Below are 14,524 nucleotides of genomic sequence, written 5' to 3'. Positions count from 1 at the left end.
CAGACGTTGTGCGCCTGTTATTGTTGTCATACCACTTTTTACAAAATACGCGTTACAACGCGCTGGCTAAAACAGCATTTACCACACAATAAAAATATTGACAATGCTTTGACTGTCCTTTGGGGCTATTAAACCAGTTTTTGGGCAAAAAGTGTAATGTTTATTTGCTATAAATTGTTTCAAGATGATGAAATCGGCATAATAAGCCCAATCATGGGCACACTTAGCACGTGTGTGACAGATAATGGGGAAAACGATGAACGTTGATATCGAATGGCTAAAAAATGACGATGCGATTAACTTTGCTGCCAAAAGCGCACAGGGGCATCGCGTGGTGATGGACTCGGCGCAGACGCTGGGCGCTAAGCCGATGGAGCTGATTTTGATGGGCTTGGGTGGGTGTGCCAGCTATGATGTGGTGAGCATTTTACAAAAATCGCGCCAAGCCATAGCGGATGTGCGCTGCCACGTTGAGGCACAGCGCGCGGACGCGATTCCTGCGGTGTTTACCGATATTCATTTACATTTTGTCGTGACAGGGCATAACATCAAACCTGCACAGGTGCAAAAGGCGATTGAGCTGTCGGCAGAAAAATACTGCTCAGCGTCGCGCATGTTGGTGGCAGGTGGCGTCAATATCACCCACGATTTTGAAATCATCGAAACAGCGTAACGGATGTAAGCTGGGTCAAAACGGCTAAATCAAAACAGCTGAATCAAAACAGCTAGGGGGGTGGGGATGTTTACGCTGTTACATTGGCTGCCTGCAACCACAGGCAGTGTGGTGGTGGCAATGGTGGTGGCAAGCCTGCTGCCTGTACTGTGGGTGGCGATTGGCAAAATGTTGGCAGGCTTTAGCGGCAAGGATAATGCCGCGCCGCGTGAGTTTATGGCACATGCCACAGGAGCGGCGGCGCGCGCACGGGCAGCCGAGCAAAACAGCTATGAAACCTTGCCGCTGTTTTTGGTGGCGGCTAGTTTGGCATTGGTGTATTTTGTGCCGCTGTCAGTGGTCAGCGCGTTGGCGTGGCTGTATGTGCTTTTGCGTGTGCTGTATGGATTGGCATATATCGCCAACTGGGCGTTTTTTCGCTCGGCGGTGTGGGCATTGGGGCTGGCGTGTCCGCTGCTATTGATGTATTTGGTGTATCGCATGGCCTAGGGTGTGAGGTGGAGCGGCATTTCGTGAGCGGTGAGTAAGGTGGCTAAAATGGTGTCCCGTGCTGTCATGCGTTTGACACGTTGCCACAGAGTCTGTGCCTCGGGGTAGCCATCGGTCAGCATGGCAAGCCACTGTTTGTAGCGTCCAATCAACACGGTGTCGTTTTTAGCCTGTCCTGCCAAAAATTCGCGCTGTATCGTGAGCAAGTCCTGCCAAGTTAGCGCAGATAGCGGCGCGCCCGTATCTTGTCTGCGAATTTGGGCGACCAAGTCGGGGCGTGTCACCGCCCCACGCCCCAGCATCAAGTGCGGTGTGGTTGCCTCAATACGGCATTGTGCTGCTTGGGCAGGTGTCCAGATTTCACCGTTGGCGATAATCGGCAGCCGCAGACGCGCGCGCAATGGCGCAATCAGCGACCAGTAGGCAGGTGGCTTATAGCCTTGGGTTTTGGTACGCGCATGAACCGTCAGCCAACTGGCGTTTGCCGCTTGCACCGCATCGCCAATCTCATGGGTCAAGCTGGTATCGGCATAGCCCAAACGAATTTTTGCCGAAACAGGCACGTGGGCAGGCAGCGCGCGGCGCACCGCGTGGATGATGCTATAGACGCTGTCGGGCTCATTGAGCAGCACCGCACCACCGCGATGGTTATTGACAGTTTTGGCAGGGCAGCCAAAATTGATATCAATCGCCTGCGCGCCAAGGCTGACCGCGCGGTAGGCATTTTGCGCCATCAAGTCCGCCTCACTGCCCAAAAGCTGAACATGCACAGGCGTGCCGTGGATGGTTTTGCCGCGTAACTCACCCTCGTGTAGCAGCTCGGGCACATGCGTATAAAACACATGGGCAGGCAGCAGCGTTTGGGTCACACGAATAAATTCGCTCACCGCCCAGTCATACCGTGCCACGCCCGTCAATACTTGCCGCATCAACGGGTCAGTCAAGCCCTGCATGGGCGCAAGGACAAACTGGGGGCGGCTAAAATCGGGCGACAAACGCGGCGTTTGGGGTGTTATGGGCGACAAATCAGCTGGCAAACAAATTGTCTTCCACAGAGCGGCGCAGCTTTTGCCCTGCCTTGAATGTCACCACACGACGCGCGCTGACGTAAACCAATTCGCCTGTTTTGGGGTTGCGCCCAGGGCGGCGTTTTTTGTCTTTGATGTCAAAATTGCCAAAGCCTGAGAGCTTGACCTGATGCCCACTGATCAAGTTTTTGGACAGCTCATCAAAAAATCGCTCGACGAATTGCCGCGCTTGCTGGCGGGTCAAATTCAAATCATCGACCAAATGGCTGACCATTTCAGACTTGGTTAATGTGTGACATGCCTTGTCGGCAGCCGTTACAGCAGTTGAGTTACGCATAGTACAGTCTTAGCAGTTAAGAAAATCTAACCAAAATATCCCACAATTCAACAAGTTTAGCGCAATACCGCGCCAAAACGCTCGCCTAAGCCATCAACCATCCGCTGCATCGCGGCATTGACAACGTCGTCTGACAGCGTGGCAGCAGGGTCTTGCCACACCAAGCCAAACGCCAATGAACGCTTATCGGCAGGCAGTTGGTCACCCGTGTACACATCAAACAGCCAGCTGGCGTGCAGCAAATCCCCACCAAGGCGGCGAATTTCACCCAAGATATCTTGTACCGTGATATCACGTGCGACCACCAGCGCGATATCGCGGCGCACTTGCGGAAATTTGCTAAGCGGTGCGATGGTGGTTGGCCGTTGGTGCAGCTCGGCAAGCATAGCCATATCAAGCTGGGCAACCCACGTGGTCGGCAAATCCAACGCCTTGGCAATTTGTGGGTGTAGCTGCCCCAGCCAACCGACAGGACGCGCGGCATTGACGTTATCGGTACTGACGCTATCGGTGTGCCAAAGGATGTCCGCACTTTGCCCTGGATGCAAAAATGCCTGCGCACTGCGTTGGTAGCCAAGTGCGCCACTGGCTAGCAGTTGCGGCGGTAGTACGCTCTCCACATCGTGCTTGAGGTCATAAAAATCCATCGCGCGGTTGCCATCGGGCTGCTCAGGATACACATTGCCCACCGCCACCAACGCCAAGCTATTGACTTGTGCCAGTGTGGCAATGTCGCTGCCCATAAAGCGCAGACCCGTTTCAAACAAACGTACACGCGTTTGCTGACGGTTTAAGTTGTACTGCACGCACGGCAATAGACTGCTTAGCAGCGTACGGCGCATGACAGCCAAGTCTGCCGAAATTGGATTTGCCAACGCAAGCGGCGCGGCTGTCTTGCCGTCGGTGTCATCAAACAACGCCTCGATTTTGGCATCACTAAAGCTAAAACTAACCGCCTCAAAATAACCCTGTTGGGTCAAGCCGTGCTTGAGGTCATGTAGCCAACGTTGAGCGCTGGTGTCCGCAAAATTGGCGGCAAACTTGGGCAGCTGATTGGCAATGCGGTTGTAGCCATAGATGCGCGCAATTTCTTCAATCAAATCCTCTGGCAGGCTGATGTCATAACGATAGCTTGGTGGCGTGGCGACAATCTGCGCCGCATCACCATCCCTAACCACCTCAACGCCTAAACCCAACCGCTGTAAAATCGCGACCGCGGTGTCAAGGGTAATCGTTTCGCCCAATAGCCGCGCAATTTCTTTAACAGACAAATGAACCGCCGCGCGTGTTGGCAGCGCTGTGGCGCGTTCGACCAACGTCGCTTGCCCCACCACACCCTGACCAAACTGCGCCAACAGACTGACCGCACGGTCAAGTGCCAGTTTGGGCAAGTCAAAATCCACGCCGCGTTCATAACGCTGTGACGCATCGGTATGCAGCCCAAATCGCCGCGCGCGCCCTGCAATCGCCAATGGGTCAAAAAACGCGCTTTCAATCACCACCCGTGTGGTGCTATCGGTCACCGCTGTGCGCTGCCCACCCATGATGCCTGCCAGCGCAATCGCGCCCTCATCATCGGCAATCAGCAGCTCATCGCCTTGTAGCGTGATGGTCTGCTCATTAAGTAGGGTCAAAGTCTCGCCCGTGTTTGCCAAGCGCACCACGATATCACCACGAATTTTATCGGCATCAAACGCATGTAGCGGCTGTCCAAGCTCCAGCAACACATAATTGGTCACATCAACCAACAAGTTGCGCGGACGCACACCAGCCGCGTTAAGCGCTTGTTTCATCCACATAGGCGACGGGCGCATCGCATCCAGACCACTGACCGCTTGCGCCCAGTAGCGTGGACATGCGTCGGTGGTTACCGTGACCGCAGGCTTGGTGTCATCGGTCGGTGTTGGGCTTGCCGGGTCAAAGGGTAGGGCAAATGGCAAGTCATTAAGAGCAGCCAACTCACGCGCAATACCGCGCACGCTAAAGCAATCGCCGCGGTTGGGCGTGATGGCAATATCAAGCACATGGTTGTCTAAATCCAGATACGCGCGCACATCCATACCAATCGGCGCATCGTCGGGCAAAATCAGCAAGCCATCGACTTCATCGGGTAAATCAATCTCACTGGCACCGCATAGCATCCCGTGTGACTCGACCCCACGCAGCTTGCCTTTTTTGATATTAAACGGTTTGTCATCGCCAGCAGCAGGCGGTAATTTTGCCCCAATTAACGCCACGGGCGCTTTGATACCTGCCGCCACATTGGGCGCACCGCACACGATTTGTAACGGCTCACGGCTGTGCTCACCGACATCAACGCGCGTCACGCGCAGCTTGTCGGCATCGGGGTGTGGCTCAACCGACAACACTTGCCCGACCACAACACCGCTAAAATCACGCGCAACTTTGGTCAAGTCATCAAGTTCCAAGCCTGCCATGGTTAGCTGTTCGCTGATTTGTTCGGCAGATAACGCAGGATTGACCCATTGGCGCAGCCAGTTTTCGCTTACTTTCATGCTAAATTGTCTCTAACTTTATTGCTTGGGCGTGTAAAAGCCATTTATAAAATATTTCTAAAGTCTATGTATAAAAAATCATGCTGGTAATCGAGTCTCATCGGGCAGCTTAATCTATCGCTGTCATCAACAGTGTGTGCCAAACGCTCAACTAACACCGATACTTTTACCTTAGTATGCCACGCTTATTGCCCGTAAGAGCTTCAACGACTGGGTAATTTTTTAAAATAGATTTAACTAAATTTAGGCAAACTGCTTTAAAAACCGCACATCGTTTTGGAAAAACAAACGCAAATCCTGCACGCCATAGTACAACATCGCAAACCGCTCAATACCCATGCCAAACGCAAAGCCTTGATAGCGCGATGGGTCGATGCCGCAATTTTTTAGTACCTGTGGATGCACCATGCCGCAGCCCATGACCTCAAGCCAACGCCCACCCTTGCCGCTTGCTGCGTTACCTTCTGCCCAAATATCGACTTCTGCCGATGGCTCGGTAAACGGAAAGTACGACGGACGAAAACGAATGTGTAATTTCCGCCCAAAAAACGCCTGCAAAAACGCATCAATCAAGCCTTTTAGCTCGGCAAAATTCGTTGATTCGCTGACATACAAGCCTTCTAGCTGATGAAACATCGGTGAGTGGGTTTGGTCAGAGTCGTTGCGATACACACGCCCTGGGCAGATGATACGAATGGGCAAATTGCCTTGTTCCATCGTACGAATCTGCACCGAACTGGTGTGCGTGCGCAGCACATAGCTTGCGTCAAAATAAAACGTGTCATGCATGGCGCGCGCAGGGTGGTGGGATGGGATATTGAGCGCCTCAAAGTTGTAATAATCGCTTTCAACCTCAGGGCCTGTGGCAACCTCAAACCCTGCCTGCAAAAAAAACGCCTGCATGCGCTCGGCTGTTTGGGTGATAGGGTGCAAATTACCGACATGCTGGCCACGCGCAGGCAGGGTGACATCAATGGCTTCACTTGCCAATCGGGCGGCCAAGGCTTGTGCATTGAGCGCGTTTTGCGCGTCATCCAGTGCGGTCATGATACGCGTGCGCAGCGCGTGCAACCAGCCGCCGACGGTTTTTTTGCCATCCGCGTCAAGCTGTCCCAACTGTTTTGACCACGTCGTCAAATGGCTTTTTTTGCCTGTCAAAGCCACACGAATTGCTTGCAAATCCTGTGGTGTGCTTGCCTTGGCCACCCATGCGACCGCACCGTCACCAAACGCTTGTAGCTGTGCTTCGTCAAGCGCGTTTAAGGTCAAAGAAAATGCGTCAAAACGCGCATCAGACGAGGTAGTTAAATCAGTCATAGCCCACGACAATGAATTAAAAAAATAACAGATTAAATCCCACATCCGCCTTGGGATGACAACCGCCAATCCATGATGGGCGATAAACCAAAACGGGCAGTGATTAAACCAATAAAAATAAAATCAAACATCAGCAACAATGCGTTAGTTTACCCAAAAAAACGCCACAAAAAAAGCCATTTGGGCAGACCAAAATGGCTTTTTTTTGTTGGGCGGCATTGTTTTTACTAAAGTTTTGGGGGGTTAGCCCCCACAACGCACAAATTCGCCCCGTTGGCGGCGTGTGGCAAACGCCATTAAGCTGCCAACGCTTGCTTGGCTTTTTCGGTCAAAGCCGTAAACGCTGCTGCATCATGCATGGCGATATCCGCCAACACACGGCGGTCGATATCGATATTAGCTTTTTTCAAGCCATTAATCATGCGGCTGTAGCTTAGGCCATTCATGCGCGCGCCAGCGTTGATACGCGCAATCCACAGACGGCGGAATGAACGTTTTTTGTTGCGGCGGTCACGATACGCGTATTGACCTGCTTTGGTAACCGCTTGCACGGCCACACGATACACGCGTGAACGCGCACCGTAATAACCTTTTGCACGCGCCAAGACTTTTTTATGACGGCGATTTGCCTGTACACCACGTTTTACACGAGCCATAATTTACTCCAAAATTTAAAATTTTTTAAATATAATCGTTGGCAACGATTAGATATAAGGACACATACGCAAGATACGTGCTTCATCTGATGGGTGGACAAGTTTGCAGCCACGCAACTGACGGATACGTTTTGGAGATTTTTTGGTTAGGATATGGCGTTTGAACGCTTGTTTGCGCTTAAAACCATTGGCGGTACGTTTAAAACGCTTGGCAGCACCACGACGGGTTTTGAGTTTCATACTGACCTCTTAAAAGTTACTGACCTGTTCGTCACCTGTTTTTGCTGGCAAAACACCTCAAAAAACAAGTGCCTGAAGGTGGGAGGCGGTATTTTAGCAAAACCTGCCGCGCAATGCGAACATTTTTTGCCAAAAATTTTGTCTGGGGGCGGATGCCAACTTATGTGGCTTAAAATCCAGCAAGACAACAAAAAATGGCTCAAAAACACGACGAAAGGTAGTTTTTTCTTATTAAATATGTTATCAATACACAAATTTTTGCCACATTTTGCCGTAAGCTGACCGCGTTTACTGGCATTGAAAAAAATCGCTTAATGATTTGCCCCCACGCTTAAGGAGACGTTATGTTACCCAATCGGCGCGTCGAAGCAATCCCTATGGATGAGGTCAATTTTGTGTTTGAGACGGTCATACGTGTGCGCAGCAGTGAGGTCGGTGTTGGGCAGCATATGACGATAGAGGCGTTGATTGCGCTGCTATCTGAGACACGGGCGCGGTTTTTGTATTCTAAAGATGTCAAGGAAATTGCCGCCGATTACACAGGCTTGGTGATTGATGATGTGTCAGCACAGTTTGTCAGCCGTGTGCGCGCGCGTGAGGAGTTGTTGTTTGAAGTTGGCGTGTATGGGCTACATGACAGCGGTGGCGATTTTGTGTTTAAAGTCAGCCGTATGTTTGATGGCAGCGCGGTGGCGCAAGCGGCGATGGGCTTTGTGGCGTATGATTATCGCACCCAGCAGCCCACCAAATTGTCGCCCGAGTTGGTTGAGGTGTTGGACGTTAAGCCATTTGTTGTCTGACTTCATCCCTAAAGAAAGATAGGTGATGGTTTCTACAAAATGGTCAAAAGGACGGTCAAGCCCACCGACATTTTGCCATGCCCTAAACGCCGAAGCCGCGCTTAAGGTTGAAGCAGCGTGCCAAACAAGGCTATAATCAACGACATTTAACCGCATTGAATTCATCACCAAACCAATCAGCCACATAGACGAGCAGCACCATGAACACGGATGACACGCGCTGGCTAGATGCCGTGCAATTTGACGCCAATGGCTTAATGCCTGCCATCGCGCAAGACCACACCACAGGGCGCGTGCTGATGCTGGCATGGATGAACCGTGAGGCGTTGGCACAAACAGTTGCCACAGGACATGCGGTGTATTGGTCGCGCTCACGTCAGCAGCTTTGGCACAAGGGCGAAACATCGGGGCATTGGCAGCAGGTACATGCGATTCGGCTAGATTGCGACAGTGATGCAATCGTGCTGTCGGTCACGCAAGAGGGTGGTATCGCTTGCCATACCGGGCGTGAGTCGTGTTTTTATCAGCTTTTGACCGATGACAATGGCACGCACACATGGGTGACCACCGACGCGGTGCGCAAAGACCCACAAGCGATTTATGGCGCAAAAACGCATGAGCCACAGGCGCAAAACCACGCCCACGATGCCCATAACGACGCGCCAAACGTGGCCGACAACCAAACCACACCGCCGACGGCAAACGACGTTTTGCCGCTACTAGAGACGGTGCTCCACCAACGCAAAACCGCCAGCGCAGATAGCTCCTATGTGGCAAGCCTGTATCACAAAGGTGCAGATAAGATTTTGCAAAAGGTTGGCGAAGAGGCGGTTGAGACAATTTTGGCCGCCAAAACCTACCAACAAACCGATGACGACGCGAACCGTGCCGCGCTAATTTATGAATGCGCCGACTTGTGGTTTCATACAATGGTCACATTGGCGTGGTTTAATATTCCGCTTGATGCGGTGACGCAAGAATTGGCACGGCGGTTTGGCTTATCGGGATTGGATGAAAAACGCAGCCGCACGCACGGCTAATGGGTTGCATCAAGTTTGGTGTAGCACGCGCGATAGATTGAGTAATAACAGGGGTAAAATATGGGCGGATTGTCGATTACACACTGGTTAATTTTGTTGGTGATTATTGTGGTGTTGTTTGGCACTTCAAAACTTAAAAACGCAGGCAAAGATTTAGGCGGTGCGGTCAAAGGCTTTAAAGACGCGGTACGCGACGAGAACGACCAAGCAGGCAACAAAACCCGCGTGATTGAGCATGAAGAAGTCGAAGTGTCACCAACAGGTACTACCACGACGACGACCACCACGACCACACAAACCCAAAACGAACAAACCCGCGTCTAACGCGGCATTGTGTTGGCAGATTGGTCTTTTTTTTGGTTGGGTGCTAGTGCGTCATCATGTTTGATATAGGCTTTAGCGAGCTGCTGATTTTTGGCGCCATCGCCTTGATTGTTTTGGGGCCTGAAAAATTGCCGCAAGCGGCGCGTACGGCAGGGCGATACTATGCCAAATTTCGTCGTACGGTGAGCAATCTGCAGCGCGAGATTGAGGCCGAGCTTGATTTGGCAGAAACGCGCAAGCAAATGCAAGCCGAACTTGCCAAAATCAAACAAGCCGAAGCGGACATGAAGCGCGAGATGGACGCGTTACGCAATAGCTTGAGCGATTTGCAGCAAGACCAGTCTCGGCGGTTGGCAGAAACATTGAACCCTAAGACAGCGCAACCTGAGCCAGCCAGTCAGCCAGTCAGCCTGAGCAAACCCGATGCCGATAAAAGCGACAGTGACGCACCAACCGCGCCAAATTTTACGTCAAACCCACACGCTGCCGATGTCAGTGCCGAATTTTGCACCGACCGCACACGCCCGATGACCAACCGTTGGTTTTTAATCAGCGACTATGAACGCAACTTGCGCCTACCACCTGCGCCGCGCCTGCCCAATCGTCGCGCGTTGCCGCTGATGAATGCCCAACCCACCCACACAGCACAACAAGGCTAGGGGCGTGCAATGAAACTGCTAAAAACCAAAAAAACGCCCGAACAGCTTGCCCAAGATCGTCTGCGTGATGCAGCCGCCAGCGAGCAAGCACTGGCGGATATGCCGATTACCGAGCATTTGATTGCGCTGCGCAAGCATTTGATTCATATTTTTGCTGCTGTGTTGGTGGTGTTTTTGGCGTTGGTTGGGTTTGCGCGGCAGATTTATGACGCGTTTTCGGTGCCGCTGGTGGCTATGCTGCCGCCAAATTCAAGCATCATTGCTACGGATATTACCTCACCGTTTTTAGCACCGATTAAGCTTACGCTGTATCTGTCCGCCATGCTTGCCATGCCGTATATTTTGTGGCAAATTTGGTCATTTGTCGCGCCCGGTCTGTATAAGCATGAAAAGCGCATTGCCGTGCCTGTGTTGGTGTCATCGGTGGTGTTGTTTTATACGGGTGTGGCGTTTGCGTATTTTGTTGTGCTCAAAAGTGTGCTGGGCTTTTTTATCAAATTTTCGCCAACCAGCGTGCTGCCAATGACGGATATTGACAGTTATTTGCATTTTGTCATGAAGCTGTTTTTGGTGTTTGGAGCAACGTTTGAAATTCCTGTGGTTACGCTGCTGTTGGTGTTGGCAGGCGTGGTGTCGGTGCAGTCATTGGCCGATAAGCGTCGTTATATCATCGTTGGCTGTTTTGGTATTGCGGCGTTTGTCACACCGCCCGATGGCTTGTCGATGATTTTGCTTGCTGTGCCGATGTGGCTGTTGTTTGAGCTGGGGCTGGTCGCCGCGCGTGTGTTGATTCGTGAGAAAAAACAAGCCGAGGTTGAGGCTAGCTAAATTTTTGGTTTAAAATTTTTACACAGCGAATAAGGTGCAGTATTAAACAATTAAACACCGTATCCGCCGTTTGATGTTTTTGGGCGAGCCTTTGGGCTAATAGTCTTTCAACTGCCAGCTTATCCGCGCACCTCACCATGCCCAAATACAACCCATTTTTGGCTGGTTAAACCCTCCAAGCCCACAGGGCCACGGGCATGGATTTTGTCGGTAGAAATGCCGATTTCTGCGCCCAAGCCGTATTCAAAGCCGTCAGCAAAGCGCGTTGAGGCGTTAATCATCACGCTGCTAGAGTCCACCTCACGCAAAAAGCGTAGCGCGTGTGGGTAGTGCGCGGTGACAATCGCGTCACTATGCGCTGAGCCGTGGCGGTTGATGTGTGCGATGGCGGCATCGATGTCTGCCACCACCTTGATGGCCAAAATCGGCGCTAAAAATTCAGCATCCCAGTCGCTGGCGGCCGCTGGCGTGAGATGACCGTGCAGCGCAGGCAGCGGTTGTAAAAGTTGTAGCGATGTGGGGCAGACGCGCAGCTGCATGGCGTTATCCGCCGCAACAATCGCCTGCGCCACCACAGGCAGCGCGTGTTCGGCAATCGCCGCATCAATCAGCAAGGTTTCCATCGTGTTGCACGTGCCGTAACGCTGGGTTTTGGCGTTCACGCAGATGTCGGTTGCCATCGCAATATCTGCAAAACGGTCAATAAACGTGTGGCAATTACCGTCCAAATGCTTAATCACAGGCACGCGCGCCTCACGGCTGATACGCTCAATCAGCCCTTTGCCGCCGCGTGGTACGATGACATCCACAAAGTCCGTCAGCGTCACCAACACACCCACGGCCGCACGGTCAGTGGTGGCGACAACTTGCACCGCGTCACTGGGCAAACCTGCCACTTGCAAGCCTTGTTGCACACACGCCGCCAATGCTTGATTGGAATAAAACGCCTCTGAGCCGCCGCGCAAAATAATGGCATTGCCCGATTTGAGCGCAAGGCTTGCCGCCTCAATGGTGACATTGGGGCGTGATTCATAAATCATACCAACCACGCCAAGCGGCACACGCATTTTGCCCAGCTGGATACCCGATGGGCGATATTGCAAATCAGTGATTGTGCCGATGGGATCAGGCAAGGCGATGACATCATGCAAACCGTGCAACATCGCGGCAAAGCGGCTTTCGGTCAAGGTCAAGCGGTCAAGCAATGCCGCATCAAGCCCTGTGGCCGCAGCGTTGGCAACGTCGCGCGCATTGGCGGCCAAAATATCGGCTTTTGCGGCTTGTAGGGCATCGGCGATGGCTTGTAGGGCATGGTTTTTGCGCCGCGTATCAGCGTTTGCCAGGGCAAAGGCAGCGGTTTTGGCGCGTTCGCCAAGTGTGTGCATATACGCGCCAACATCGGTGACATCGGCCGTTGTAGAAGCGGTTGTGGATAAATCCGCAGTGGAAGCTAAAGCGTTAGGGGTCGAGGTGGTCATGGCAGCGCCTTTAATCAGCCAAAGAACAAAAAAAAATAGGGCATAAAAAAATCAACGATATAACACCGCCCAACCTGCATGGTAAAAAATCCGCCGCCAAATTACAACTGTCTGCACGCGCCCACCCAACGTTTGTGATGATTTAACGACAATTTTTGTGGGAAATGTTTGCCTTTTGCGGCGTTTTACGGGAAAATATCCCGTTTTTAACTTTTTTAGCCTATTTTAGCCAAGTTGTTAAGCCCGTTTGGCGGTATTGCTGCCGCGCAAACGCCCATTCATTCACCAACGCGAGCCTAGCCAGACCCAATGACCACCATGCCAGATTCGATTATCACGCCTGTTTCCGAGCGTCCAGTCGCGCTACAACTCAATGATATTCACAAAAATTTTGGCGCGTTGTCGGTGTTAAAAGGCGTGTCCTTGCAAGCGCACGATGGCGATGTGATTAGTATTTTGGGTTCAAGTGGTTCTGGCAAATCAACCTTGCTGCGCTGTATCAACCTGTTAGAAAACCCCTCACAGGGCGAGATTTTTTTGGGCGGTGAGCAGCTGCAGCTGCGCCGCAACAAAACGGGCGAATTGGTCGCCGCCAATCAGCGGCAGCTTGAGCAGTTTCGTAGCAAAATGGGGTTTGTGTTCCAAAACTTTAATTTGTGGCCGCACCGCACGATTTTGCAAAATATCATTGAAGGCCCAACACAGGTGCTCAAAATCCCCAAAGACCAAGCGATTGCTGAAGCTGAGCGTCTGCTTACGCGCGTTGGGCTACTTGACAAGAAAAACGCGTATCCCGATAACCTGTCGGGCGGACAACGCCAACGCATTGCCATTGCGCGCGCGCTTGCCATGCAGCCGCAGGTGTTGCTGTTTGATGAGCCCACGTCCGCGCTTGACCCCGAACTGGTCAATGAAGTGTTGGCGGTGATGAAGTCCTTGGCAGAAGAGGGGCGCACCATGCTGATTGTGACCCATGAGATGCGTTTTGCCCGTGATGTGTCAAGCCAAGTGGTGTTTTTGCACCAAGGGCGGATTGAGGAGATGGGTACGCCTGAGCAGGTGTTTGACGCGCCAAAATCGGCGCGTGTGCGTGAGTTTATGGCAAGCCATCAATCGTTTTAGCCTGTTTTGCCAAGCGGTTGCCAGCAAGGATTGATGATTTTTGCTTGCATTTTGGTAATTTTATGTTACTTTTAACCCATTTGTCATAATGGCTCTATTTAAGCTAAAAATTAGCGGTTGAGATGATAACCGTTATCCATCGCGCCCATCGGGCAAGCAAGGAATGAGTATGTCTGTGATGTCGTATGCCGCGCGTTCGGCGCAACCACTCGGACGTTTGTCTCGTGTGGCGTTGTGTGTTGCCGCTGTTAGTCTTGGCGCGTGCCAACAAGCCAATGAAACCACCAGCGATGCCGCTGGCACTGCCGACAATGGCACAGCCACCAGCGGCAAAAAAATCCGTATCGCCACCGAAGGCGCGTACCAGCCGTTTAACTACACCAACAGCAATGGCAGCTTGGCAGGGTATGATGTGGACGTGGCAAAAGCCGTCTGCGCTGAGCTCAAAGCCGATTGCCAAATCGTCGCGCAAGATTGGGATGGCATTATCCCAGGCTTGTTGGCAGGCAAGTATGATGCGATTGTCTCGGGTATGTCGGTCACGCCTGAGCGTGCCGCGCAGGTTGATTTTACCCAACCCTACTACAAAAACACCATCGTGTGGCTTGCACCAACCACAGGTAAATTCAACCCTGCGACCATCAAAGGCTACAAACTTGCCACCCAACGCTCAACCACACTGGGGCAATACTTGCAAGACCATTTTAAAGCCGATAACGACCTAAAACTGTATGACACCTATGACAACGCCTTTATGGATTTAAAATCGGGGCGCGTTGATAGCGTGTTGGCAGAGAAAGTCACCGCGTCTGAGTGGCTTAAGCAAAACCGTGATAAGTTTGCCATTGTTGGGGATGAAATCGACAACAATGACAACATTGCCATGGCAGTGCGTCGGGGGGATGCACTCAAAGGCGAGCTTGACAACGCTTTGACGACGCTGAAAAACAACGGCGAGCTTGCCAAGCTACAACAGCGACATTTTGCGCAATAATCTAACAGTAGGTGGGGTGAATA

The 14,524-nt window shown here is 52.0% G+C and carries 17 protein-coding genes; 10 read left to right on the top strand and 7 right to left on the bottom strand.

Annotated features, from left to right (window positions below):
* Window positions 1-256: 256 nt before the first annotated feature.
* Window positions 257-673, top strand: coding sequence for an OsmC family protein (locus AC5L4R_RS06340; protein WP_494472562.1), 417 nt, complete (start codon window positions 257-259; stop codon window positions 671-673).
* Window positions 674-739: 66 nt separating this feature from the next.
* Complete coding sequence (locus AC5L4R_RS06335; protein WP_494472563.1) at window positions 740-1,162, top strand: MAPEG family protein; 423 nt, start codon at window positions 740-742, stop codon at window positions 1,160-1,162.
* Here AC5L4R_RS06335 and AC5L4R_RS06330 read toward each other — a convergent pair.
* From AC5L4R_RS06330 to rpmI, 6 genes are all read right to left on the bottom strand, one after another.
* Entirely contained in the window at window positions 1,159-2,115 is a 957-nt protein-coding gene (locus AC5L4R_RS06330; RefSeq protein ID WP_494472603.1) for a tRNA dihydrouridine synthase, read from the bottom strand. The genes AC5L4R_RS06335 and AC5L4R_RS06330 overlap by 4 nt on opposite strands.
* Before the next feature lie 73 nt (window positions 2,116-2,188).
* Window positions 2,189-2,527, bottom strand: coding sequence for an integration host factor subunit alpha (locus AC5L4R_RS06325; RefSeq protein WP_494472564.1), 339 nt, complete (start codon window positions 2,525-2,527; stop codon window positions 2,189-2,191).
* A 56-nt stretch (window positions 2,528-2,583) separates the two neighbouring features.
* Window positions 2,584-5,043: a phenylalanine--tRNA ligase subunit beta gene (pheT, locus tag AC5L4R_RS06320; protein ID WP_494472565.1), complete on the bottom strand. Its 2,460-nt coding sequence runs from the start codon at window positions 5,041-5,043 to the stop codon at window positions 2,584-2,586.
* A 243-nt stretch (window positions 5,044-5,286) separates the two neighbouring features.
* On the bottom strand, window positions 5,287-6,360 hold the full coding sequence (gene pheS, locus AC5L4R_RS06315) for a phenylalanine--tRNA ligase subunit alpha (RefSeq protein ID WP_494472566.1): 1,074 nt from the start codon (window positions 6,358-6,360) through the stop codon (window positions 5,287-5,289).
* Window positions 6,361-6,656: 296 nt separating this feature from the next.
* Window positions 6,657-7,016, bottom strand: coding sequence for a 50S ribosomal protein L20 (rplT, locus tag AC5L4R_RS06310; protein WP_067059356.1), 360 nt, complete (start codon window positions 7,014-7,016; stop codon window positions 6,657-6,659).
* Window positions 7,017-7,064: 48 nt separating this feature from the next.
* Window positions 7,065-7,256: a 50S ribosomal protein L35 gene (gene rpmI, locus AC5L4R_RS06305; protein WP_067059371.1), complete on the bottom strand. Its 192-nt coding sequence runs from the start codon at window positions 7,254-7,256 to the stop codon at window positions 7,065-7,067.
* On the opposite strand from rpmI, the gene AC5L4R_RS06300 reads away from it, so the two are divergent.
* The 6 genes from AC5L4R_RS06300 to tatC all read left to right on the top strand — a co-directional run bounded on the left by AC5L4R_RS06300 (window position 7,170) and on the right by tatC (window position 10,907).
* Window positions 7,170-7,538 carry a hypothetical protein gene (locus AC5L4R_RS06300; RefSeq protein WP_494472610.1) on the top strand — a complete coding sequence of 123 codons (369 nt, stop codon included), beginning with the start codon at window positions 7,170-7,172 and terminating at the stop codon, window positions 7,536-7,538. The genes rpmI and AC5L4R_RS06300 overlap by 87 nt on opposite strands.
* 62 nt (window positions 7,539-7,600) lie before the next feature.
* Complete coding sequence (locus AC5L4R_RS06295) at window positions 7,601-8,056, top strand: acyl-CoA thioesterase (RefSeq protein WP_494472567.1); 456 nt, start codon at window positions 7,601-7,603, stop codon at window positions 8,054-8,056.
* A gap of 200 nt (window positions 8,057-8,256) precedes the next feature.
* On the top strand, window positions 8,257-9,096 hold the full coding sequence (hisIE, locus tag AC5L4R_RS06290) for a bifunctional phosphoribosyl-AMP cyclohydrolase/phosphoribosyl-ATP diphosphatase HisIE (protein WP_494472568.1): 840 nt from the start codon (window positions 8,257-8,259) through the stop codon (window positions 9,094-9,096).
* A gap of 60 nt (window positions 9,097-9,156) precedes the next feature.
* Entirely contained in the window at window positions 9,157-9,420 is a 264-nt protein-coding gene (gene tatA / locus AC5L4R_RS06285) for a Sec-independent protein translocase subunit TatA (RefSeq protein WP_494472569.1), read from the top strand.
* Between the two features lie 56 nt (window positions 9,421-9,476).
* Window positions 9,477-10,079: a Sec-independent protein translocase protein TatB gene (gene tatB / locus AC5L4R_RS06280; protein WP_494472570.1), complete on the top strand. Its 603-nt coding sequence runs from the start codon at window positions 9,477-9,479 to the stop codon at window positions 10,077-10,079.
* 99 nt (window positions 10,080-10,178) lie between these two features.
* Window positions 10,179-10,907 (top strand): twin-arginine translocase subunit TatC, encoded by a 729-nt coding sequence (tatC, locus tag AC5L4R_RS06275; RefSeq protein ID WP_494472604.1) that lies wholly within the window; start codon window positions 10,179-10,181, stop codon window positions 10,905-10,907.
* A gap of 119 nt (window positions 10,908-11,026) precedes the next feature.
* Here tatC and AC5L4R_RS06270 read toward each other — a convergent pair whose 3' ends face one another.
* On the bottom strand, window positions 11,027-12,292 hold the full coding sequence (locus tag AC5L4R_RS06270; protein ID WP_494472605.1) for a glutamate-5-semialdehyde dehydrogenase: 1,266 nt from the start codon (window positions 12,290-12,292) through the stop codon (window positions 11,027-11,029).
* A gap of 411 nt (window positions 12,293-12,703) precedes the next feature.
* Here AC5L4R_RS06270 and AC5L4R_RS06265 point away from each other — a divergent pair, with 411 nt between their 5' ends.
* Window positions 12,704-13,507, top strand: a complete 804-nt coding sequence (locus AC5L4R_RS06265) for an ABC transporter ATP-binding protein (RefSeq protein ID WP_494472571.1) — start codon at window positions 12,704-12,706, stop codon at window positions 13,505-13,507.
* A gap of 178 nt (window positions 13,508-13,685) precedes the next feature.
* A complete protein-coding gene (locus AC5L4R_RS06260) occupies window positions 13,686-14,501 on the top strand; it encodes a transporter substrate-binding domain-containing protein (RefSeq protein WP_494472606.1) in 816 nt (271 codons plus the stop codon).
* Window positions 14,502-14,524: the final 23 nt, after the last annotated feature.

This window comes from Faucicola sp. SE7633, from assembly GCF_059264685.1.
This window is presented reverse-complemented; position numbering and strand designations above follow the sequence as displayed.